This is a genomic window from Sphingomonas sp. CBMAI 2297 (assembly GCF_029870595.1).
In the GTDB taxonomy this organism is placed as follows: Bacteria; Pseudomonadota; Alphaproteobacteria; order Sphingomonadales; family Sphingomonadaceae; genus Sphingomonas.
Window position 1 is genome coordinate 393,993 of record NZ_JAPDIR010000002.1, and the last position, 20,697, is coordinate 414,689.

The 20,697-nt window shown below is 68.8% G+C and carries 22 protein-coding genes and 1 other RNA gene; 16 read left to right on the forward strand and 7 right to left on the reverse strand.

Annotated elements, in window-relative coordinates:
- Positions 1-88 precede the first annotated feature (88 nt).
- Entirely contained in the window at positions 89-1,642 is a 1,554-nt protein-coding gene (xrtA, locus tag OMP43_RS04630; RefSeq protein WP_280278556.1) for an exosortase A, read from the forward strand.
- Between the two features lie 143 nt (positions 1,643-1,785).
- A complete protein-coding gene (locus tag OMP43_RS04635; RefSeq protein WP_280278557.1) occupies positions 1,786-3,678 on the forward strand; it encodes an XrtA/PEP-CTERM system amidotransferase in 1,893 nt (630 codons plus the stop codon).
- Between the two features lie 36 nt (positions 3,679-3,714).
- On the opposite strand, the gene OMP43_RS04640 is transcribed toward OMP43_RS04635, so the two are convergent.
- The 3 genes from OMP43_RS04640 to OMP43_RS04650 form a co-directional block, all read right to left on the reverse strand.
- The gene (locus OMP43_RS04640) at positions 3,715-4,149 is read right to left on the reverse strand and encodes an MAPEG family protein (protein WP_280278558.1); all 435 of its coding nucleotides are present in this window, start codon (positions 4,147-4,149) and stop codon (positions 3,715-3,717) included.
- A 59-nt stretch (positions 4,150-4,208) separates the two neighbouring features.
- The gene (locus OMP43_RS04645) at positions 4,209-4,790 is read right to left on the reverse strand and encodes a TetR/AcrR family transcriptional regulator (RefSeq protein ID WP_280278559.1); all 582 of its coding nucleotides are present in this window, start codon (positions 4,788-4,790) and stop codon (positions 4,209-4,211) included.
- A gap of 116 nt (positions 4,791-4,906) precedes the next feature.
- Positions 4,907-5,686, reverse strand: a complete 780-nt coding sequence (locus OMP43_RS04650) for a winged helix-turn-helix domain-containing protein (protein ID WP_280278560.1) — start codon at positions 5,684-5,686, stop codon at positions 4,907-4,909.
- 139 nt (positions 5,687-5,825) lie between these two features.
- On the opposite strand from OMP43_RS04650, the gene OMP43_RS04655 reads away from it, so the two are divergent.
- Both OMP43_RS04655 and OMP43_RS04660 read left to right on the forward strand, forming a co-directional pair.
- Positions 5,826-7,322, forward strand: a complete 1,497-nt coding sequence (locus tag OMP43_RS04655; protein ID WP_280278561.1) for a serine hydrolase — start codon at positions 5,826-5,828, stop codon at positions 7,320-7,322.
- A gap of 41 nt (positions 7,323-7,363) precedes the next feature.
- A complete protein-coding gene (locus OMP43_RS04660; protein ID WP_280278562.1) occupies positions 7,364-8,119 on the forward strand; it encodes a hypothetical protein in 756 nt (251 codons plus the stop codon).
- 67 nt (positions 8,120-8,186) lie between these two features.
- Here OMP43_RS04660 and OMP43_RS04665 read toward each other — a convergent pair whose 3' ends face one another.
- Positions 8,187-9,272: a deoxyhypusine synthase gene (locus OMP43_RS04665; RefSeq protein WP_280278563.1), complete on the reverse strand. Its 1,086-nt coding sequence runs from the start codon at positions 9,270-9,272 to the stop codon at positions 8,187-8,189.
- A gap of 165 nt (positions 9,273-9,437) precedes the next feature.
- Complete coding sequence (locus OMP43_RS04670; protein WP_280278564.1) at positions 9,438-10,679, reverse strand: type III PLP-dependent enzyme; 1,242 nt, start codon at positions 10,677-10,679, stop codon at positions 9,438-9,440.
- A 151-nt stretch (positions 10,680-10,830) separates the two neighbouring features.
- Between OMP43_RS04670 and OMP43_RS04675 the strand changes: the two genes are divergently transcribed.
- The 5 genes from OMP43_RS04675 to OMP43_RS04695 all read left to right on the forward strand — a co-directional run bounded on the left by OMP43_RS04675 (position 10,831) and on the right by OMP43_RS04695 (position 13,442).
- A complete protein-coding gene (locus tag OMP43_RS04675) occupies positions 10,831-11,799 on the forward strand; it encodes a pyridoxal-phosphate dependent enzyme (RefSeq protein ID WP_280278565.1) in 969 nt (322 codons plus the stop codon).
- Between the two features lie 4 nt (positions 11,800-11,803).
- Positions 11,804-11,980 (forward strand): hypothetical protein, encoded by a 177-nt coding sequence (locus tag OMP43_RS04680; RefSeq protein WP_280278566.1) that lies wholly within the window; start codon positions 11,804-11,806, stop codon positions 11,978-11,980.
- Positions 11,980-12,147, forward strand: a complete 168-nt coding sequence (locus tag OMP43_RS04685) for a hypothetical protein (protein ID WP_280278567.1) — start codon at positions 11,980-11,982, stop codon at positions 12,145-12,147. The genes OMP43_RS04680 and OMP43_RS04685 overlap by 1 nt, the downstream gene beginning before the upstream one ends.
- 207 nt (positions 12,148-12,354) lie before the next feature.
- Positions 12,355-13,197 carry an alpha/beta hydrolase gene (locus OMP43_RS04690; protein ID WP_280278568.1) on the forward strand — a complete coding sequence of 281 codons (843 nt, stop codon included), beginning with the start codon at positions 12,355-12,357 and terminating at the stop codon, positions 13,195-13,197.
- A gap of 38 nt (positions 13,198-13,235) precedes the next feature.
- The gene (locus OMP43_RS04695; protein ID WP_280278569.1) at positions 13,236-13,442 is read left to right on the forward strand and encodes a DUF2093 domain-containing protein; all 207 of its coding nucleotides are present in this window, start codon (positions 13,236-13,238) and stop codon (positions 13,440-13,442) included.
- Positions 13,443-13,676: 234 nt separating this feature from the next.
- Here the strand turns inward: OMP43_RS04695 and OMP43_RS04700 are convergent, their stop codons facing one another.
- The gene (locus OMP43_RS04700) at positions 13,677-14,333 is read right to left on the reverse strand and encodes an alpha/beta hydrolase (protein ID WP_280278570.1); all 657 of its coding nucleotides are present in this window, start codon (positions 14,331-14,333) and stop codon (positions 13,677-13,679) included.
- Positions 14,334-14,430: 97 nt separating this feature from the next.
- Between OMP43_RS04700 and OMP43_RS04705 the strand changes: the two genes are divergently transcribed.
- From OMP43_RS04705 to ffs, 5 genes are all read left to right on the forward strand, one after another.
- The gene (locus OMP43_RS04705) at positions 14,431-15,507 is read left to right on the forward strand and encodes an aminotransferase class V-fold PLP-dependent enzyme (protein WP_280278571.1); all 1,077 of its coding nucleotides are present in this window, start codon (positions 14,431-14,433) and stop codon (positions 15,505-15,507) included.
- A complete protein-coding gene (locus OMP43_RS04710; RefSeq protein ID WP_280278572.1) occupies positions 15,504-16,595 on the forward strand; it encodes a cysteine desulfurase family protein in 1,092 nt (363 codons plus the stop codon). Before OMP43_RS04705 ends, OMP43_RS04710 begins: the two co-directional genes overlap by 4 nt.
- Positions 16,592-16,927, forward strand: a complete 336-nt coding sequence (locus OMP43_RS04715) for a 2Fe-2S iron-sulfur cluster-binding protein (RefSeq protein WP_280278573.1) — start codon at positions 16,592-16,594, stop codon at positions 16,925-16,927. Before OMP43_RS04710 ends, OMP43_RS04715 begins: the two co-directional genes overlap by 4 nt.
- A 157-nt stretch (positions 16,928-17,084) precedes the next feature.
- A complete protein-coding gene (locus tag OMP43_RS04720; protein WP_086129082.1) occupies positions 17,085-17,303 on the forward strand; it encodes a hypothetical protein in 219 nt (72 codons plus the stop codon).
- Positions 17,304-17,386: 83 nt separating this feature from the next.
- Positions 17,387-17,484: signal recognition particle sRNA small type (gene ffs / locus OMP43_RS04725), an RNA gene on the forward strand.
- Positions 17,485-17,568: 84 nt separating this feature from the next.
- Here ffs and OMP43_RS04730 read toward each other — a convergent pair.
- Positions 17,569-18,654, reverse strand: a complete 1,086-nt coding sequence (locus OMP43_RS04730) for a hypothetical protein (protein ID WP_280278574.1) — start codon at positions 18,652-18,654, stop codon at positions 17,569-17,571.
- Between the two features lie 73 nt (positions 18,655-18,727).
- On the opposite strand from OMP43_RS04730, the gene OMP43_RS04735 reads away from it, so the two are divergent.
- Both OMP43_RS04735 and OMP43_RS04740 read left to right on the forward strand, forming a co-directional pair.
- Positions 18,728-20,359: a DNA polymerase III subunit gamma/tau gene (locus OMP43_RS04735; protein ID WP_280278575.1), complete on the forward strand. Its 1,632-nt coding sequence runs from the start codon at positions 18,728-18,730 to the stop codon at positions 20,357-20,359.
- Positions 20,360-20,368: 9 nt separating this feature from the next.
- A complete protein-coding gene (locus OMP43_RS04740; protein ID WP_280278576.1) occupies positions 20,369-20,692 on the forward strand; it encodes a YbaB/EbfC family nucleoid-associated protein in 324 nt (107 codons plus the stop codon).
- Positions 20,693-20,697: the final 5 nt, after the last annotated feature.

A 20,697-nucleotide genomic window follows, 5' to 3' on the forward strand; every position in this document is an offset into this window, starting at 1 on the left:
TCCCCGCGCGGGCGGGGATCCAGGGTATCGAGCGACGTCCTGCTTGGCTCTGGCTCCTCGCCTGCGCGGGGATGACGGGAGATCTTGTTTGGCCGAGATATCGATTCCTTCGGGCGTAGGCGCCGGTAGCGAGGTGCGGGCCGCCGTCTCCTTCGACGCGCGCTGGAAGCGGCATGCCGCGATCCTGGCGGGGGTGTGGCTGGCGCTGCTGGCGATCTTCCACCGCGACACCGCGGACCTGGCGACGATCTACTGGACCAACACCACTTTCGGGCATTGCCTGTTCATCGCGCCGGTGATCGCCTGGCTGGTGTGGCAGCGCCGCGCGGAACTGAGCGAGGTGGCGCCCCAGGGCTGGTGGCCCGGCCTGGCGATCGTCGCGGCCGGCGGATTCGGCTGGATGGTGGGCGATGCCGCCGGCGTGGCGCTGTTCCGCCATGCCGGGCTGGCGCTGATGCTGCAGGGCGCGGTGGTGACCGTGCTGGGGCCGAACGTCGCCCGGGCGCTGCTTTTCCCGCTCTGCTACATGGCGTTCCTCGTGCCCTTCGGCGATTTCCTCGAGGGGCCGTTGCAGGACATCACCATCGCGATGGTGATGCCGATGCTGCATCTGTTCGGTGTGCCCGCCAGCGTGGACGGCGTGCTGATCACTACCTCCAACGGCTATTTCGAAGTGGCCGAGGCCTGTTCGGGCGCCAAGTTCGTGATCGCGATGATCGCGTTCGGCGTGCTGGTGGCCAATGTCTGCTATGTCTCGTGGCGGCGGCGCGCGGCATTCATGGTCGCGGCGATCGTGGTGCCGATCCTCGCCAACGGCATGCGCGCCTTCGGGACGATCTATGCCGCCTGGTGGACTTCGGTGGAGGCGGCGACGGGGTTCGACCATATCGTCTATGGCTGGGTGTTCTTCGCGCTGGTGATGGCCGCGGTGCTGGCGATCGGCTGGAAATGGTTCGATCGCGATCCCGATGCGCGCTGGTTCGACTCCGCGGTGCTGCAGGCGGTGCCGGCGCGCCGGGTGGATGCGCCGGTCGCGGGGCTGCTGGTGCTGCTGGTGGCGAGCCTGTTCCTCGGCTGGTCGAGCCTCAACGACGCGCGCGCGGCGCCGGTGCCGGCGCGGGTGGCGCTGCCGGAAGTGCCCGGCTGGCACCGCGTGCCCTCGAGCATCCGCGCGGCCTGGTCGCCCAATTTCCCGGGCGCGGACCATTTCCTGATCGGCCGCTATGCGGATGCGACGGGCCGCAGCGTCGATCTGGCGGTGGCGGTCTATGCCACCCAGCATGAAGGGCACGAGCTGGTCGGCTTCGGCATCGGCGCGATCCGCGAGAATGATCGCTGGGTGAAGATCGAGGACCTGGGCCCCATCCGCCGCGGCGCGGCGCTGCGCATGACCGGCCCCGGCCGCGTCGAGCGCGAGGTGGTCACCTGGTACCGGATCGGCGGCGTCCTGACCGGCAGTGACAAGCGGGTGAAGCTGGAGACGCTGAAGACCAAGCTGCTCGGCGGCAGCCAGGCGGGCGTGGCGGTGCTGCTCTCGGCCGAGCAGGGGAGCGACAATGGCGCCCATGCGGCGATCCAGGATTTCCTGGGCGCGCTTGGTCCCGTCGAGAACCTCGCCGATCGCATGACGGGGGTGCGCTGACTTCCCACTTTCCGCCACCCCCGCGAAGACGGGGACCCAGGGCGACGAAGCTGGATCCTTTGCGACTCCGGATCCCCGCCTTCGCGGGGATGACGAAGTAAGGGAGGCGGGCTAAGCCCGAGCATATGAGGAATCTTCGCTGAATGTGCGGCATCGCCGGCCTTTACTATCCCGCGCTGGCCAAGCCGGTGGACCCCGCGCGGATCGTGCAGATGACCGATGCGCTGGTTCATCGCGGACCGGACGGCTCGGGGGTGTGGACCAGCGCGGGCGTGGGGCTGGGCCATCGCCGCCTGGCGATCATCGACCTCGAGGGCGGCATCCAGCCGATGGCCACGCCCGACCAGGGCGTGGTCGTCACCTATAATGGCGAAATCTACAATTTCCAGGAAGTGCGCGCCGAGCTGGAGGCCAAGGGCGCCCGCTTCGCCACCGACAGCGATACCGAGGTGCTGCTGCACGGCTGGCGGGCCTGGGGGCCCAGGATGCTCGACCGGCTGAACGGCATGTTCGCCTTCGCGCTCTACGACGCCGGGGCGCAGAGCCTGTTCCTGGCGCGCGACCGGTTCGGCGTGAAGCCGCTCCATTATGCCGAGCTGTCGGACGGGGCACTGGCCTTCGCTTCCGAGCTGAAGGGACTGCTCGCGCATCCGCTGTTCCGGCGCACGCCCGACTTCAAGGCGGTCGAGGACTATCTGGGGCTCGGCTATGTGCCCGACGATGCCTCGATCCTGGCGGGCGTGCGCAAGCTGCCGGCGGGGCATTTCCTGCTGCTCGAGCGCGGCAGGCCGGTGCCGCAGCCGCAGCGCTGGTGGGATATCGACTTCTCGCAGCGCGCAAGCGGCAAGCTGCGCGACCTCGAGGCAGAGCTGATCGACCTGATGCGGAGCGCGGTGCGGGCGCGGATGATCGCCGATGTGCCGCTCGGCGCGTTCCTGTCGGGCGGCGTCGACAGCTCGGCCGTGGTCGCGCTGATGGCCGAGGCGAGCAAGGCGGCGGTGAAGACCTGCACGATCGGCTTCGACGAGGCCGATCATGACGAGACCGCCTATGCGGGGATGGTCGCCGAGCGTTTCGCCACCGCGCATCGGACGCGCAAGGTGGCGGCGGACGATTTCGCGCTGATCGATACGCTGGTGGGCGCGTTCGACGAGCCCTTTGCCGATGCCTCGGCGCTGCCGACCTATCGGGTGTGCCAGCTGGCGCGCGAGAGCGTGACGGTGGCACTGTCGGGCGACGGCGCGGACGAGGCGCTGGCCGGCTATCGCCGCTACCGGTTCTTCGCCGCCGAGGAGCGCGTGCGGGCGCTGCTGCCGCAGGGGCTGCGCGAGCGCGTGTTCGGCACGCTCGGCCGGCTCTATCCCAAGGCGGACTGGGCGCCGCGCCCCTTCCGCGCCAAGACCACGTTGCTGGCGCTGGCCGAGGGGGGCGAGTTCGCCTATCCCAAGGCAGTGGGCGTCACCGGGCCGGCGCTGCGCCAGGCGCTCTATTCGGATGCGATGCGCAAGGCGCTGGCCGGGCACACGGCCGAGCAGCGCTATATCGACACGATGCGCCAGGCCCCGGCGCGCGACGGGCTGGACCGGGCCCAATATGCCGATATCCGGCACTGGCTGCCGGGCGACATCCTTACCAAGGTCGACCGCGCGAGCATGGCGGTGAGCCTGGAGGCGCGCGAGCCGCTGCTCGACTATCGGCTCGTCCAGTTCATGGCGACGCTGCCCCCGTCGCTGCGGATCCGGGCGGGGCAGGGCAAGTGGCTGATGAAGAAGGCGCTGGAGCCCTATCTGCCCAAGGACGTGCTCTACCGGCCGAAAATGGGCTTCGTGACGCCGATCAGCGCGTGGTTCCGCAAGGCGCTGGCGGACGAGGCGGCCGCGCTGGGGCGCTCCCGGCTGCTCGCCAGCACCGGCTGGTTCGACCTGCATGCGATCGAGAAGCTCGCCGCCGACCACAAGGCGGGGCGGGCGGAGCATGGCCGCACCCTGTGGCAGCTGCTGATGCTGGAGCGGAGTTTGAACCGGCTGTTCGGATAGTCCTCAAATCCTCCCCCAAGAGGGAGGATTCTAGGCTTAGCGGTTGAGCATAATCGCCATCCCCGCGCTCGCCGTCAGCGCCACCAACGCCAGGGTGGAGAGCAGGAAGAACAGGAAGCGGACCGAGACCTTGTTGAAGGTCGCCTGCACCAGGCTGTGCCCAATGCGCAGGAGCACATAGGCCCAGGCGAGCCACAGATTGGGGCCGTCGCCCTGGCCGAGCAGGGCGAGCGTCAGCGCGATCGCGTAGAACAGCGTGGGCTGCTCGTGGAGATGGTTGTAGTTGTGCGCCTTCCACTGGACCGCGGGCGGCAGCACCTTGTCGGCATCGGTGCCCTTGCTGCCGATCAGCTTGCCCATGTCGATGCCGGCCGCCTTCATCGCGGGAACGCGCGTGACGATCGTCCAGACCAGCATGACGAGCGTCCAGGCGACAAGCACCACCACCGGCGCCAGGATTTGACTATGCATTGCAGCCCCTCCCACTGCTGTGAAGCCGGGAGGCTGGCCCAATCGGTTCGTAAATGCAACTAAACCGGGGCGAGCAGGCTTTCGAGAAGCAGGTGCGTCGAGCGGCGCAGCGCCGCGGCGTCCTGCGCCGGCCAGACCGCGTTGCGGCAGAGCACGCCCATCACATGCGCCTGGACCAGCCAGCCTGTCGCCGCCGCATCGGCATCGGCGCGTGCCTTGCCGGCCGCTATCAGGCTGCAGGCCGCGGCTTCCACTGCGTGACGCAGCCGCTCGAGATTGGTCGAGTTGCGCTCGCGCAGGCCAGGATCGCCCGTGCTGGCGGCGGTGATCTCGATGCCGAACCGGGCATGGGCCGGGGGCAGGGCGGGGGCGATCTGGTGGGCGAACAGCGAGTCGGCCAGCGCGGCGATGCTGCTGTCGTCGATCGGGCCGAGTTCGGCGGCGAGCATGTCCGTGACGGCGTGGATCAGCGCGTCGCGGCTCGGGAAATGGCTGTAGAAGGCGCCCTTGCTGATTCCCGCCCGGGCGCAGACATCGTCGATCGAAGTGGCGAGCAGCCCGCGCTCGAACAGGCAATGGGCGGTCGCGTCCAATATGTGCATGCGCCGCTTGGCGGCCGTCGCTTCGGTCAGACGGGGCATTCATCTCTCACTGCTGCATCAACCGGTGCACTGCATCCGGATTGATGCCGCCATGTTGCAGCGACGGAGCCCAGGGGCGGACGGCGGCGCGCGCTTCCCCGGCGGCGGGATGCGCCTCAGGCGCGTTCGGCCAGGGCCTTGCGAAGCCCGCGCGCCATGTGCTGCGCCAATGCGCGCTGCAGGGGCAGATAGTCGTTGGTGTCGGTCGCCCCGACGAACTGGCCCGACCACAGGAGGCGCCCGCCGCCGCGATCGACGAGATTGACCACCACCACGGTCTGCCGCGGGGTCTGCCGCACGCTGATGCGGGCGAGGAGATCGGCGCCGTCGCCGCTGCCCGGCGCGGCGATGCTATAGCCCTTGGGCAGGGTGTTGCTGACTTCGGCCATGAAGCTTTCGCGCAGGCCCGCGTCGAACTTCGGGAAGAGTATATATTCGCACAGGCCCTGGACCCGCTCGATGGCGATGCGGTGTTGGGGCCGGAAGACAGCGCCCTGCGCCCAGACGGCGCCGCTGACGGCGAGCGTGGCGAGCAGGCCGCCCGCCATGGCAAGGCGGCGCGAGCGGCGGGGCGCCCCGGCCGCCGGTGCGGCGTGCACCGTGCCGATGAAGCGATAGCCCGATCGCGGCCGCGTCTGGATGTGGCGCGGCGCATCGGCCTCGTCGCCGAGCAAGGCCCTGATGCGGCGGATGCAGGTGTTGAGCGAAGCGTCGCCACCCGTGCCGGCCCGGGGCCAGAACCGGTCGAGCAGTTCCTGCCGGCCGACGGTCCGTCCGCGATTGTCGATCAGATAGGCCAGGACTTCCACCGCCTGGGGCGGCGCATCGAGCCGGTCATCTCCCCGGAACAGCTGCAACGCGGCAGGATCCAGGCGGAACTCGTCGAAGCGAAGCATCATATCGTCCACTGCAAAGAAACGCCCATGGGTCCCGATTGCCAGATGTCAGATCAGGTCACGAGATGTCATTCGGCCCTTTCGATACGGTACGATAGCCGATTCCCGATCGACACGCATCACGCAAGGGAACCGCCAAATGCCGCCAGAGAATGACCCCTTCCTGCCCGACCGGCGTCATGTCCTGGGCTTCGGCCTGGCGGGGTTCGCGGCGTCGGCGCTTCCCATGCCGGCGGCGGGCGCGTTCGCTGGCGCATCGGTGGCGGCGCGGCTGGACGATCTGCTCGATGCCACGGCGTCGGGCTATGGCACGGTCGGCTATTCCGCGGCGGTGCTGCGGCGCGGCAAGCTCGTCCATCTTCGCCACGCGGGACTGGCGGATCGCGATACCGGCGCGCGGATCTCGGCTCGATCCGTCTATCCCATCTTCTCCGTCTCCAAGCTGTTCCTGATCGTCGAGCTGCTGAAGGCCGCTGGGCGCGGCGCGCTCGACCTGTCGATGCCGCTTGCCCGGATTCGTGACGGGCTTCCCGATGCCTGGCGCGGGATCACCCTGGCGCAAGTGCTCGCCCATGTCTCGGGCTTGCCGGACTATATCCCGGATTTCGTCGCGCCGACCGAGGAACAGGCGCTGGCCGCGATCCGCGGCAAGCCGCTGCGCTTCGCGGTGGGGACTCGCAACGACTATAACCAGACCAACATGCTGTTCGCGCGCATCGCGCTGGAGCAGGCGACCGGCGCTCCGCTCACCGCGCTGGCGGCCCGCCAGTTCCGGACGGCCGGGATGCGGCGCACCGGCTATCACACCGGCTATCCGGACGCCGCCGTGCAGCTGCCCGGCCTGGTATCGAGCTATCGGCCCGTCCCTGGACGCGATCGGCCGCCGGCACGGTTCGTGCTGCCCGTGATGCCGGCCTATAGCTTCGGCTCCTCGGGCGTCTTCACGACGATGGCGGACATGGTGCGGTGGAGCCAGGCGCTGCTGCGCGGCGACCTGCTGCCGCTTGGGGCGCTGCGCGCGTCCTGGGCGCCCTTTCCGATGCCCGGCGGCGCGGCGGCCTGGCACAGCCATGGCTGGGAATATTACCGGCACGGCGACGTCACCATCGTCGGGCATGGCGGCGATGTCCGGCTGGTCTGGCGGCACTTCTTCCGGACGGCGGATCCGGACGATTGCGCGACCGTGATCTATTTCGACAATGGCGGCCGCTCGACCTTCGACCGGCACCGGCTGGTGACGTTGCTGGCCGATCTGGTGATGCCCGGCGCCGCGCGCGCGGCCGAGCTTCAGGAGGAGATGCTGTTTCGCGGCCTCGCTTCCGGGCGCTGGCGCCAGGTGATCGCCTCCCTGAACGCGGCGGCATCGCCGGAGATCGTGGAGGCCGTCGTCAATCGCGTCGGCTATGACGCCATGCAGATCCTCGACGCCGAAGCGGCGCTGACGCCGTTCGAATGGAACGTCCAGCGGTTTCCCGGGTCCTCGAACGCGCATGACAGTCTTGGCGAAGCTTATCGCTCGGCGGGACGGATCGAGGCGGCGCGCGCGAGCTATGCGCGTGCCTTGACGCTCGATCCGGGCAATGCGCGCATCAAGGCGATCGTCGGTGATCTGGCCTCTCCGTCCGCCGCCAAATGATGCGGTCCAATCCTTCTTCTGCTTCTTCGAGGAGCATGACGATGCGTTCACTGCCGAGCCTCGCGATGTGCGCGGCCATTATCCTGGTCCAGCCGGCGCTGGCCGATCCGACCGATGTGGAAGTCCGCGTGATCGCGCGCGGTGCCAAGTTCCTCGGCGGCTATGCCGCGCCCGTCGGGATCGTCATGACCGATGCCGATACCGGCGAGACGCTCGCACGGGGCACGACGTCGGGCACGACGGGCGATACCCAGCGGATCATGGCGGGGGAGCGGGGTGCCAGGAAGTCCGATGCGGATTCCGCCGTCTTCCGGGCCCGGCTGGACATCGACCGCCCGCGCAGAGTGACGGTGCAGGTAACCGGTCCGCTGAGCCAGCCCCAGGCGGTGACGACCGCGACGAGCACGCAATGGATCCTGCCCGGACATCATTTGACCGCCGGGGACGGATGGCTGATCGAGCTGCCCGGGCTGATCGTCGATATCGCCGATCCCATGGCCTATCAGTGGGTAAAGAAGGGGGAGACCGTGCGGTTGCGCGCCGGTGTGACCATGTTGTGCGGCTGCGCGCTCTCGGAGAACGGCCCGTGGCGGGCGAGCGATGCCGAGGTCGAGGCCCATGTCACCGTCAACGGTGCCTCCGCCGGCCCCTACAAGCTGCAGTTCGACGCCGCTTCGGCCAGTTTCGGCGCGAGCATCCCGGCCACGGCGCCCGGCCTCTACGAAATCGAGGTCCGCGCCTGGATGGGGCCGAGCAACAATGCGGGCGTCGCGCGTGCCGCCTTCTTCGTGCGTTGAGCGCAAAGGAAAAGGGCGGCCGGGGATGTCCCGGCCGCCCTGTTTTCCGTTCCGATCGCGCGAAGGATCAGGCGAACAGCTTCGCCCAGCCGCGCTTGACGCGCTCGCGCCAGTGTCCGCGGTGATAGGCGTCCGACGCCAGCAGCGGCATGACCGAGCCCGCTTCCGCGAACACCATCTGCTCGATGCCGGTGTTGACCTTGCCCCACGACGCCGCCTCCTGGAGCGTCGAGGACGAGCAGGCGCCGTCGCGCACGTCGGCGACGGTGATCTGCACGGCGTATTTGTGCACTTCCACGTCCTCATGGCCGAGGATCTCGGCGCAGACGACGGTGTCCTGGATGAAGTTCTTCGGCACGCCGCCGCCGATCATCAGCAGGCCGGTGGTGCCCGCCTGGATCTTGATCTCGGTCAGCTCGCGGAAGTCGGCGATGGCGTCGAGCACCATGTACGGACGGCCTTCCTTGGCGGCGTCCACCTGGTGCTTGACCAGGCCGAAGCCGGCCGACGAGTCGACGAAGGCCGGGCAGAAGATCGGCACGTCATGCTCATAGGCGAGCTTGACCAGGCTGTTGTCCTTCTTGCCGTGCTCGACGAGATACTTGCCCATCTCGCGGATGAACGCGCGCGACGAATAGGGCTTGGGCTCGAGCGATTCCGCGATCACGTTGATCGTGTGGTCGCAATCCTGGAGCTGCTCCTCGTCGATGTACGTGTCGTAGATGCGGTCGATGTAGAGCGAGCGCAGCGTGTCGTCGTCGGGGATCTCGAGCGCCTGATAATGCTTGTGGCCCAGACCCTCGAAGAAATCCATGTCGACGATGGTGGCGCCGGTGGCGACGATCACGTCGACCATGTTGTTGCGCACCAGCTCGGCATAGAGGTCCATGCAGCCGCCGGCCGAAGTCGAGCCCGCGATCACCAGGACGACGGTGCAGTCCTTGTCGGCCAGCATCTCGTTATAGATCTTGGTGGCGCGGCCGAGGTCGCGGCTGGTGAAGCTCATGTCCGCCATCGCGTCGACGATCGGGCGCGCGTCGAACGACTTGATGTCGATGTGCTTGACCTGCTTCGACAGCAGTTCCGCCTTGCGAGTGTCGTTGATCGGGGCGTTGGCGCTCGCCTGCTTGTTGAGCGTGTTGGTGTCGGTCATGGGGTTGCTCCCATCTTCTTGGCCGCCGTCATTTCGAAAAGGGGACGCGGAAACCCAAAGCATTCGTCACCCCGGCCCTGAGCCGGGGTCCCGCTTATCGGCGCCTGTAAAGGCAGCGGGACCCTGGCTCAAGGCCGGGGCGACGAGGTAGTAGCGTGCGTTGCGTTACAGCTTGACGACGTTCCACGCCGGCTGGCGTTCCGACAGCTCGACATACATCGAGGCCATCGGTTCGTCGGTCACGATGACGGTCGCGTCGGTGCCGAAGCCGTTGAACGCGGTGCGCATCGCCGAGCCATAGGCGCCGAGCATACCGATCTCGAAATAGTCGCCCGAACGGGTGTCGGCCGGCAGAAGGAACGGGCCCTTCATGAAATCGAGATCGTCGCAGGTCGGACCGTAGAAGCTGAACTCGACATCCTTGGCGTTCGATTCGGGCTCGCGCAGCAGCTCGACCGGGAATTTCCAGTCGATATGCGCGGCGTCGAACAGCGCGCCATAGGCACCGTCGTTGATGTACAGCTCCGCACCGCGGCGACGCTCCACGCGCACCACGATCGAGCTGTACTCGGCGCAGAGCGCACGGCCCGGCTCGGCCCAGAGCTCGGCCGAATAGGAAATCGGCAGGCTCTCGAACGCGCGGTGGATCGTCTCGAAATAGGCTTCGAGCGGCGGCGGGGTCATGCCCGGATAGACCGAGGGGAAGCCGCCGCCGACGTCGATGACGTCCACGGTGACTGCCGACTCGATGATCGCGGCGCGCACGCGCTCCATCGCATTCGAATAGGCTTCCGGCGACATCGCCTGCGACCCGACATGGAAGCAGATGCCCAGCGCGTCGGCGACCTGGCGGGTCTCGAACAGCAGCTTGGCGGCTTCACCCGGGCCGGCACCGAACTTCGACGCGAGGCTCAGCTTCGAATGGTCCGACGAGACGCGAAGGCGCACGCAGAGCGTCAGGTCGCTCGCGGCCACGCCGTCACGGCTGGTGGCGCGGACGATCTTCTCCAGCTCCTCGAGGCTGTCGAGCGAGAAGGTGCGGACACCATGCGTGAAATACGCCTCTTCGATCGCTTCCTCGGCCTTGACCGGGTGCATGAAGCAGAGCGTGGCTTCCGGGAGCGTGCGCGCGACCAGGCGAACTTCGCCGATCGACGCCACGTCATAGGTGGTGATGCCGTTCTCCCACAGGATCTGCAGCAGTTCGGGCGAGGGGTTCGCCTTCACAGCGTACATGGCCTTGCCCGGGAACTTCTCGACGAAGAACCGAGCGGCCCGTGCCGCGGCGTGCGGACGGACGAGCGTGACCGGCTGAACCGGACCCTGCCTGGCGATGTCGATGCCGGTCACGGTGGAGCCGGCGGTCGAAAGGGGTGCTAACCCCAGCGCGCGATGATGCTGGTGCAACTCAAGGGACCTCCAAGTGCCTTACGGCGATCGTTGACAAAAGCTGCCTTGCGGTTGGAAGTCCCATGGGGCAGCGGAAGGCGGCACATAAGGACGTTGGATCGGGGTGTAAAGTGATTCGAGACCCGGAATTTCACGGCGGGGGTGAATTGTGACAATTGTGCGACAACCGACACGCGCGGGCGTTCGCGACGCGGCCTCCAAGGTCGCCGAAATCCTTCCGCAAACGCCTCTGTTCGTTCAGGAAATTCGCGGAGTGCCGGTGTGCTTCAAGGCCGAGTGCCTGCAGCCGATCGGTGCGTTCAAGATCCGCGGCGCCTGGCATCGGCTCACCGCGCTGGACGATCCGGCGCGGGAGCGGGGCGTGGTCGCCTTTTCTTCGGGCAATCATGCGCAGGGAGTCGCCTGGGCGGCGAAGCGGCTGGGCATCCCGGCGGTGATCGTGATGCCCGCCGACGCGCCCAGGGTGAAGCGCGACGCGACGCTGGCGATGGGCGCGGAGATCGTTTCCTATGACCGGATGACGGAGAGCCGCGAGAAGATCGCCGCGCATCTCGCCCATGCTCGCGGCGCCACTTTGGTGCCGAGCTTCGACGATCCCTGGATCATCGAGGGGCAGGGGAGCGCCGGGATCGAGGCGATGACCCAGATCGTCGAGGCCCGGCTGCCCGATTTCTCGCATGTGCTGGTGCCCTGCGGCGGCGGCGGGCTGGCGGCGGGCCTGGCGCTCGCGCTTCCCGATGCGGAGATCGTCACCGTCGAGCCCGATGGCTGGGACGATATGCGCCGCAGCCTCGACGCGGGCTGGATCGAGCCGGTGGGAGAGAATCCGCCGCCCACGGCGTGCGACGCGCTGCAGACCACCCGCGTCTCGCCGCTCACCTTCGACGTGCTGTCGCGGCGCGGCGCGACCGGGCTCGCGGTGAGCGAGGCGGAAGTGCGCGCGGCGCAGCGCTGGGCCGCGGCGAAGCTGCGGGTGGTGGTTGAGCCGGGCGGGGCAGTGGCGCTGGCGGCGCTGCTCGCGGGCAAGCTGGACGTGAAGCCGGGCTTGCTCGTGATCCTTTCCGGGGGCAATGCCGATCCCGATGCCTATGCCCAAGTCCTTGCCGGGAAAGACTGACCCGGTGGCCAGCCGCCTCGGCGCCGTGATCGCGAACGTCATGAGCGTCGGCGCGCGCGCGCTCGGCTATTTCCTCTGGGGCGTGCTGCGTATCGCCTATCGCGGCGACCCCCGGATGATCGCGCTGTTCGGCGGCGTGATCGGGGCGAGCGCATTGTTCCTCTGGCTGATCGCCGGCTGATGCCTGATCCGAGCCTCGAGCCCCTCTGGCTCAGCATCGCGGTGCTCGCCATGGGCGCGCTCGTCTGGGGCGGGTGGAAACAGTTCCGGGCGGACCGCACCAAGGCGATCCTGATGTGGATCTGCGCGGTCGTGATCCTCGGCAACCTGTTGGTCCTGCGGATCTGAAGGCGGTTCCGTGGGGCGGCCCAGGGGGCGCGCCTCGATCACCGGATGCCGTCTCCCCACACCCCTTCGCGGGGATGACGGCGGGGCAGGGCGATCGTGTGCGCTCACTCCAAGCCCATGCCCGCTGACACATCTCGTTACACAAGATCGTTGGACGCTGCCGCGCCGCCTGCATATCCTGCGCATGCCCGGTCGATGAGGTGCGTGATGCGCAAGTCTCTGATCCTGCTGCCGTTCCTGCTGGCCGCCATGCCCGCGTCCGCGCAATCCGCGCCGGCGCGCGAGATCGCCTACGGCACGGCGCAACTGCAGAAGCTCGATTTCTACAAGGGCGCGGGAGACGCGGCGCCGCTGGTGGTGTTCGTCCATGGCGGCGGCTGGCAGCGGGGCGACAAGGGCAACGCGACCGGCGCGGAGAAGATCGCCCATTTCACCGGGCGCGGCTTCGCCTTCGCCAGCGTCAACTACCGGCTCGTGCCGGGGGCGACGGTGGAGCAGCAGGCGCAGGACGTGGCCGATTCGCTGGCCTATCTGGCCGGGCACGCCCGCGCGCTGGGCGTGGATCCGCGCAAGATCGTGGTGATGGGGCACAGCGCGGGCGCGCATCTGGCCGCGCTGGTCGCGACCGATCCCGCCTATCTGCGCAAGGCGGGCTGGGGCCTCGACCGGCTTGCCGGAGTCGTGCTGCTCGACGGTGCGGCCTATGACGTGCCCGCGCAGATGGCCGATGGCCCGCGGATCATGGGCGGCACCTATGATGCCGCGTTCGGCCGCGATCCCGCCCGCCAGCGCGCGCTCTCGCCGACCTTGCAGGCCGCCGCGCCCAATGCCCGGGACTTCCTGATCCTGCACGTGGCGCGCGCGGACGGCACGCGCCAGTCCGAAGCGCTGGGGCGTGCGCTCGCGGCTGCCGGCGCGCGGGTGACGGTGCAGGGCTTTGCGGGCCAGGGGCTGCGCGGCCATATGGAGATCAACCGCGCGCTGGGCGATCCCGGCTATCCGGCGACGGCGGTGGTCGATCGGTGGATCGACGCGGTTCTGGCGCGCTGAGTGTTGGACGCGGGCGCTCGCATCCCTAGATAGGCGGCATGAACGGCCCCGCCCAGATCCATTACGACACGCCCGAATTCGATATCCTGCGCCCCGGCAGCTATGTGCTGTGCGCGGTGAGCGGCGAGCCGATCCCGCTCGACCAGCTCAAATATTGGAGCGCCGAGTTCCAGGAAGCCTATCGCAGCGCGGTCGAGGCGACCGCCGCGATGCTGGCGGGCGGGGCGGGGAATCTGAAGAAATAAGCCGTCATCCCGGCGGCAAGCCGGGATCTCGTGCCGCGAGCCCGCGCCATGGGGGCTCATATTCATCCATCGTCAACCCGGTCTTGCGCCGCTGTCCCGCTATCTCGCCAGCGCCGGAAGGAGCGGGATTCCGGCGCAAGGCCGGGTTGACGATGGAATATCAAATGCTTGCTTGAGTTCTCAGCCTGGCCGCCGGAGACCCCGGCTTTCGCCGGGGTGACGGGCGCGCGGAAATCAGCGGATCGGCGAGTTGGGGTCGAGCCGCATGTCGAGATAGCGATCGACGCTCTTCATCAGGTCGTCCATCTCGTGCTCGAAGAAGTGGTTCGCGCTCGGAATGGTGTCGTGATGGATGGTGATGTGCTTCTGGGTGCGCAGCTTGTCGACCAGCTTCTGCACCGCGCCCGGCGTGACCACTTCGTCATTCTCGCCCTGGATGATGATGCCCGAGGAGGGGCAGGGGGCGAGGAAGGTGAAGTCGAACATGTTGGCCGGCGGCGCGATCGAGATGAAGCCGCGGATTTCCGGGCGGCGCATCAGCAGCTGCATGCCGATCCAGGCGCCGAAGCCGAAGCCGGCGACCCAGGTGCTGCTCGCCTCCGCGTGGAAGCTCTGCACCCAGTCGAGCGCGGACGCGGCGTCGGACAGCTCGCCGATGCCGTTGTCGAAGGTCCCCTGGCTCTTGCCGACGCCGCGGAAGTTGAAGCGCAGCGTCGCGAAGCCGCGGCGCTGGAAGGTCTTGTAGACTTCCTGGACGATGCGGTTGTTCATCGTGCCGCCCGCATTGGGATGCGGATGGAGGATCATGGCGACCGGCGCGCGCGGCTTGGGAGCGGGAGCGAAACGGCCTTCGAGGCGCCCCTCGGGGCCGGGAAAGATGACTTCGGGCAAGGCAGACCTGCTTTGAATTGGAGGCGCGCGGTGGAGCGCGGTGCGTTGGGCGCTATATAGGCAGCGCGCGCCTTTGCGCAATTACAACGAGATTCGCTTGGCCGACCGCATCTATCTGGACCATGCCGCGACCACTCCGATGCTGCCCCAGGCGCTGGCGGCGGTGGAGGCGGGGATGCGCCATTGGGCGAACCCGAGCTCGCCCCATGCCGAGGGCCGGGCCGCCCGCGCCGCGCTGGAGAAGGCGCGCAGCGACGTCGCCGCCGCCTATGGCTGGGCGCACGAGCTGATCTTCACCAGCGGCGCCAGCGAATCGCTGCAGATGGCGCTTGGCCGCTCGATGGCGCCGCGCCGGCTGATCAGCGCGGTCGAGCATGATTCGGTGCTGCGCCATGCGGAGGGCGCGCAGGTGCTGCCCGTCGACCGCGACGGGATCCTGGATCTCGACGCGCTGGGCACCGCGCTGGCCGCCGGGCCGCGCGCGCTGGTCGGCGTGCAATGGGCGAACAGCGAGACCGGCGTGCGCCAGCCCGTCGCCGAAATCGCAGATATCGTGCACGCCGCGGGCGCCATCCTGCTGGTCGACGCCGCACAGATGCCCGCGCGCGCCGACGATGCGGTGCTGCGCCATGCCGATCTTGTCGCGGTGTCCGCGCACAAGCGCGGCGGCCCGCCGGGGATCGGCGCGCTGCTGGTGCGCGACTTCGGCGTGCTGCTGCCGATGGGCGGGCAGGAAAAGGGCTATCGCGCGGGCACGGAGAATCTTCCCGGCGCGCTGGGCTATGCGGCGGCCGTCCAGCTGCCCGAGGATCTGGCGCGAATGACGGCGCTGCGCGTGCGGCTGGAGGCGGCGATCTTCGCGGGGGGGGGCGATCCGGTGGCCGCGCACCGTCCGCGCAGCCCGCTGATCGGGGCCTATCGGATGCCGGGCGTTTCCGCCGCCGCGCAGCTGATCCGCTTCGACCTGGCCGGCATCGCGGTCTCGGCCGGAAGCGCCTGTTCCTCGGGCAGCATGCGGCCCAGCCATGTCCTCGCCGCGATGGGCTGGGAGGAGCCGGCGTTGCGCGAAGTGGTGCGAGTGAGTTTCGGGCGCGGCACCACCGAAGCGGAGGTGGATGCCTTCACGACGCTCTGGCGCCGGATCGCGATCGAGGCCAGAAACAGGGCCGCATGACCTATCTCGACTATCAGGCGACCACCCCGCTCGCGCCCGAGGCGCTGGCCGCGATGCTGCCCCTGCTGGAAACCCAGTTCGCCAATCCCCACTCCGCCCATGCCGCGGGCCGGGCGGCCCGGGCGGCGGTTGAGGCGGCGCGTGACGATGTTGCCGCGTTGCTCCCGCCGGGCGGGACGGTGAGCTTCACCAGCGGCGCGACCGAGGCGCTCAACTGGGCGATCAAGGGCACGGGCGGCGGGCTCGTGACGATCGCCACCGAACATGCCGCCGTGCTCGACACCGTGGCGGCGGCGGGGCGCGGAGGCAGAAACGTCGTCGTGCTGCCGGTGGGCACCGAAGGGCTGGTCGACCTTGCCGCCGCGCGGGCGGCGATCCGGCCGGGCGTCGGCCTGGTCGCGGCGATGCTGGTCAACAACGAGATCGGCGTGATCCAGCCGGTCGAGGAGCTGGCGCACCTCGCCCATGCCGCCGGCGCGCTGTTCCTGTGCGACGCGGTGCAGGGCTATGGCCGGGTGCGCATCCCCGATGGCTGCGACCTGATCGCGGTCTCGGCGCACAAGGTCCACGGGCCCAAGGGCGTGGGCGCGCTGTGGATCCGCGACGGCGTGACGCTGGAGCCGTTGCTGCATGGCGGCGGGCAGGAGCCGGCGGGCCGCTCGGGCACGCTCTCGCCGGCGCTGTGCGCGGGGTTTGGCGCAGCCGCCCGGCTCGCCAAGCAGCGTTTCGGCGCCGACCATGCCCATGCCGAGCAGCTCTTCCGCGCGGCGCTGGCGCGCATCCCGGGCGACTGGGTGCTGAACGGCGCGCAGGGAGATCGCTATCCGGGCAATCTCAACCTGCGCCATGACGGGCTGGACGTCGCCCGGCTGATGTCGGACCTGCGCGACATCGCCTTTTCCGCCGGATCGGCCTGTGCGAGCGGGTCGGGGCGGCCGAGCCATGTCCTCGAGGCGATCGGCCTGTCCCATGCCGAGGCCCGCGCGAGCATCCGCATCGGCTTCGGGCGCTACACAACCGAGGACGCGCTGCTCCACGCGATCGACCGGATCGTGGCCGCCGCCCGGCTGCAGAGCCGCGCGGCATGATCCGCGTCACCTTCGTCAGCGCCGACGGGCGGGACCGGCACGAAGTGACGGCGGAAGCGGGGCTGCGCCTGCTCGAAGTGGCGCAGAATGACGGACAGCCGCTGGAGGGCACCTGCGAGGGGCAGATGGCCTGCTCGACGTGCCACGTGATCGTCGACCCGGAATATTTCGCCCGGCTGCCCCGCGCCGCGGAGGAAGAGGAGGACATGCTCGACCTGGCGGTGGGCGCGGTGCGCACCAGCCGGCTCTCCTGCCAGATCCTGCTCACGCCGGAGCTGGACGGGCTGGTCGTGCGCATGCCCGCCGGGCACCGCGACATGCAAGGGCGCTGACGCCGGCCGCCGGGAGGATTTCGGATGACTCCTGGCTGAGCGATCCGTTCAGCCTGTCGAAATCGGTTCAATTTCAGGATCCGGCATGGAACCGAAACGATCGTTCCGGTTTCCGACATCGGGGGGCTCTTTCCCCCGCAAGCAGGAGAGAGAAGATATGAAATTGCTTCCGATCCTCGCGGCCGCCGCTGCCGCGACCCTCGCCATCCCGGCCGCCAATGCCGCCGCTGCTCCGGCGGCGCCGGCGATCGCCGGCAAGGCGGACATCCAGCACCACCGTCCGCACCACAAGCGCCCGAAGTGGCGCACCGTGTGCAAGACCAAGTGGCACCATGGCCATCGCCAGCGCGTGTGCCGCAAGGTACGCGTCCGCTAAGGGTTTCGGACGCCAAGGGTTTCGGGCGGGAGCGCATCTGCGTTCCCGCCCTTGCCTAACCGCCTCACTTTGCCCATATGCGCCGCGGGAGTCGGGCGGACGCAGTCGTCGCCAACCTGGTCAGATCCGGAAGGAAGCAGCCACAACGATTTCGCTGCGGGTCGTTCCGGCTCCCACCGCATCCTCGCATCGCTATCTCGCCCCGGACGACCGGCGCACACGGCGCAAGGCGATGTGGCGGCGGCTCCGGTGGAAGCAGGGCGCGTCAGTCCAGGCTGATTCCCAGTCGCCTGGCCTCCGCGTCGATGGCGCTTTCCATGCCGGCCCACTGCGCCGCAGTCACCGTTTCGACCTTCTCGATACCGCCTATCGCCTGCAGCGTGGCGCGACAGGCGCCGGCCGGATCACCTGCCGCCTTGAGGTCCTCGGCCTTCTCGGCGAGCTTGAGCATCTCCATCACGATGCTCAGCCCCGCGAACGGGTTGCCCGCCAGTTTGCCGCCGAAGCCGGAGGTGGCGAGCTCCAGCATCCGATCCTTCGAGACCTTGCCCGATTTCTCGAGCCGATCGGTCTTCCAGACGACGATCCGTTCCCTGTAGTTCATGCGCTCGACGATGAACCGCGTGAGCGCATCCTGGGTGCGGAGGTTGGTGATCGCGTCGATGCCGGCGCGTCCCTCCGCCGTCGCGCACAGGGCGGGATCGAGCGCCTTGGGGCGCGGGGCTGTCGGTGCCGCCGGTCGCGGCGTGCCTGGCGGCAGGTCGCCGAACACTTCGCGGGCGTGCGTCTCTACCATCGCCATGTCCTCGCAGGCGAAGCTGACCTCCGAACCGAGATAGCGCAGGCTGGCGCGCACGCCCTGGCGGCTGGGGCCGCGCATCGCCTCGGCGCGCGAATAGAAATTCACTTCGCCGGGGCCGGGCGGATAGTCGATGATCGGGCCGTCGTCCTCGATGCCGCCCTTGCGCCCGATCCAGCCGCGCTGGCGGAAGCGCTCCGCGATGCGCCGGATCGCCGCTAGCGCCGTCTGCTTGTCGCCGGCGTCGAAGGCATAGATCGCGCCGACATAGCGGGCCGACCATTTGGAGCCGGTGAACGAGACCGTCTCGAACGGCGCCGCGGCCGCGTCGAGCTTGTGGCGCTCGACTCCGGGGGTCTGGATCACGCTGGGCGGATAGTCGCTCGCTCCGAAGCGATAGCCCAGCGCCTGTTCGGTGGTGCACAGGCGATCGAGCGGCATCGCGTCGATCGCGGCCATCAGATCCGGCCTCGGCGCCCCTTGCCGCGCATTGGCTCCGGCGATGAGCGAGGCTCCGGCGGCGAGCGCGGCGGCTGCGTACGATAGCGTCATGGCACTCCCCTTTTGCGCGAGGTCATAGGCGCGGTGGTCGCAATCGCCAATGCGGCGCGCTAGATAGGAGCCGATGTCCGATTCCCTGCTTGGCCTCGACGAACCTCCGCAGCCGCGCGACTCAGGTAACTCTGGGGCGTATCGCGTGCTGGCGCGCAAATACCGGCCGCAGACCTTTTCCGAGCTGATCGGCCAGGACGCGATGGTCACCACGCTGGGCAATGCGATCAAGCGCGACCGGCTGGCGCATGCCTTCCTGCTTACCGGCGTGCGCGGTGTCGGCAAGACCTCGACCGCGCGGCTGATCGCCAAGGCGCTCAACTGCATCGGGCCGGACGGGCAGGGCGGGCCGACCATCGATCCCTGCGGCGTGTGCGAGCCCTGCCGGGCGATCGCCGAGGGCCGCCATATCGACGTGATCGAGATGGACGCCGCGAGCCATACCGGCGTCGACGACGTGCGCGAGATCATCGAGGCGTCGCGCTATTCGGCCGTCTCGGCGCGCTACAAGATCTACATCATCGACGAAGTCCATATGCTCTCGAAAAGCGCGTTCAACGCGCTGCTCAAGACGCTGGAGGAGCCGCCGGCGCATGTGAAGTTCCTGTTCGCCACCACCGAGGTGAACAAGGTGCCGGTGACGGTGCTCTCGCGCTGCCAGCGCTTCGACCTGCGCCGCATCCCGGCCGAGCTGCTCGCCGAGCATTTCGCCAGGGTGACCCAGGCCGAAGGCTTCGAGGCGGAGCCCGAGGCGCTGGCGCTGATCGCTCGCGCCGCCGAGGGATCGGCGCGCGACGGGCTCTCGATCCTCGACCAGGCGATCGCGCATGCCGGCCTGGAAGGCGAGGGCGTGAAGGCCGAAGCGGTGCGGCAGATGCTGGGCCTGTCCGATCGCGGCGCGATCCGCACGCTGTTCGGGCTGCTGCTGGAGGGCGACGCCCCCGGCGCGCTGGCGTCGCTGCGGGGACAATATGACCTTGGCGTCGATCCCCAGGCGGTGCTGCGCACGCTGCTGGAGACGGTGCATGCCGTCACGCTCGCCAAGCTTGGCACCGATGCCGGTTCGGGCCAGTCGGCCGAGGAGCTGAAGGCGCTTGAGCGCTGGGCGGCGGGGCTGAGCTTCCCGGCGCTCCACCGGCTATGGCAGCTGGTGCTGCGCGGGCATGACGAAGTGGCGCGGGCGGTGCTGCCGATCGAAGCGGCGGAGATGGCGCTGCTGCGCGTCATCCACGCCTCGCAATTGCCCGATCCGGGCGAGCTCGCCCGTCAGATCGCCAGCGGCAGCGTCACCATCTCGGGTGGCGCGGCGCCCGCGGCGCCGGGGCCGAACGGCTCGGCGATGCCCACCAGCCTGGGCCAGCTCGCCGATTATCTCGAGGAGAAGCGCCGCTTCCAGCTCGCCACCCAGGTGCGTGACTATCTCCGCCCGGTGCGCTTCGCGGGCACCGAGGTGGAGTTTGCCGCCGCGCGGCCGCTGCCGTTCGATTTCCTCAAGGAGCTGGGGGCGGCGCTGAAGGAGCTGACCGGCACCAACTGGAAGCTGCTATGCGTCGATGTGCCGGCCCAGGCGATGACGCTGCGCGAGGAGCAGGCGGCGAACGAGCAGGCCGAGCGCGACGCCGTGCTCGCCTCGCCGATGGTCGCCGCCGCGATGGAAGCCTTTCCCGATGCCGAGCTGATCGGCTGGAGCAAGACTGGAAGTTAGGAAGTATCTATGAAGAGTCTCGAAGACATCATGGCCATGGCGCAGAACGTCCAGGCCGAGCTGACCAAGGCGCAGGCCGATCTCGACAAGATCGAAGTGGAAGGCGCCTCGGGTGGCGGGCTGATCAAGGTCCAGGCTTCGGCCAAGGGCCGGATCATCGGCATCCAGATCGACGATTCGCTGCTCAACCCGGCCGAGAAGGGCATGCTCGAGGATCTGCTCGCGGCGGCCTTCAACGATGCCCGGGCCAAGGCCGACGCGGCTTCGCAGGAAGCGATGTCGAAGATGACGAGCGGCCTGCCGCTGCCGCCGGGCTTCAAGCTGCCCTTCTGATTTTC

Coding starts and splice junctions, on each gene's coding strand:
- OMP43_RS04695 (WP_280278569.1), top strand. CDS start 13,236: ATGAACGGCCCCGCCCAGATCCATTACGACACGCCCGAATTCGATATC.
- OMP43_RS04650 (WP_280278560.1), bottom strand. CDS start 5,686: ATGCTTCGCTTCGACGAGTTCCGCCTGGATCCTGCCGCGTTGCAGCTG.
- OMP43_RS04735 (WP_280278575.1), top strand. CDS start 18,728: ATGTCCGATTCCCTGCTTGGCCTCGACGAACCTCCGCAGCCGCGCGAC.
- OMP43_RS04740 (WP_280278576.1), top strand. CDS start 20,369: ATGAAGAGTCTCGAAGACATCATGGCCATGGCGCAGAACGTCCAGGCC.
- OMP43_RS04655 (WP_280278561.1), top strand. CDS start 5,826: ATGCCGCCAGAGAATGACCCCTTCCTGCCCGACCGGCGTCATGTCCTG.
- OMP43_RS04730 (WP_280278574.1), bottom strand. CDS start 18,654: ATGACGCTATCGTACGCAGCCGCCGCGCTCGCCGCCGGAGCCTCGCTC.
- OMP43_RS04640 (WP_280278558.1), bottom strand. CDS start 4,149: ATGCATAGTCAAATCCTGGCGCCGGTGGTGGTGCTTGTCGCCTGGACG.
- OMP43_RS04645 (WP_280278559.1), bottom strand. CDS start 4,790: ATGCCCCGTCTGACCGAAGCGACGGCCGCCAAGCGGCGCATGCACATA.
- OMP43_RS04685 (WP_280278567.1), top strand. CDS start 11,980: ATGCCTGATCCGAGCCTCGAGCCCCTCTGGCTCAGCATCGCGGTGCTC.
- OMP43_RS04690 (WP_280278568.1), top strand. CDS start 12,355: ATGCGCAAGTCTCTGATCCTGCTGCCGTTCCTGCTGGCCGCCATGCCC.
- OMP43_RS04720 (WP_086129082.1), top strand. CDS start 17,085: ATGAAATTGCTTCCGATCCTCGCGGCCGCCGCTGCCGCGACCCTCGCC.
- OMP43_RS04660 (WP_280278562.1), top strand. CDS start 7,364: ATGCGTTCACTGCCGAGCCTCGCGATGTGCGCGGCCATTATCCTGGTC.
- OMP43_RS04715 (WP_280278573.1), top strand. CDS start 16,592: ATGATCCGCGTCACCTTCGTCAGCGCCGACGGGCGGGACCGGCACGAA.
- OMP43_RS04710 (WP_280278572.1), top strand. CDS start 15,504: ATGACCTATCTCGACTATCAGGCGACCACCCCGCTCGCGCCCGAGGCG.
- OMP43_RS04635 (WP_280278557.1), top strand. CDS start 1,786: ATGTGCGGCATCGCCGGCCTTTACTATCCCGCGCTGGCCAAGCCGGTG.
- OMP43_RS04665 (WP_280278563.1), bottom strand. CDS start 9,272: ATGACCGACACCAACACGCTCAACAAGCAGGCGAGCGCCAACGCCCCG.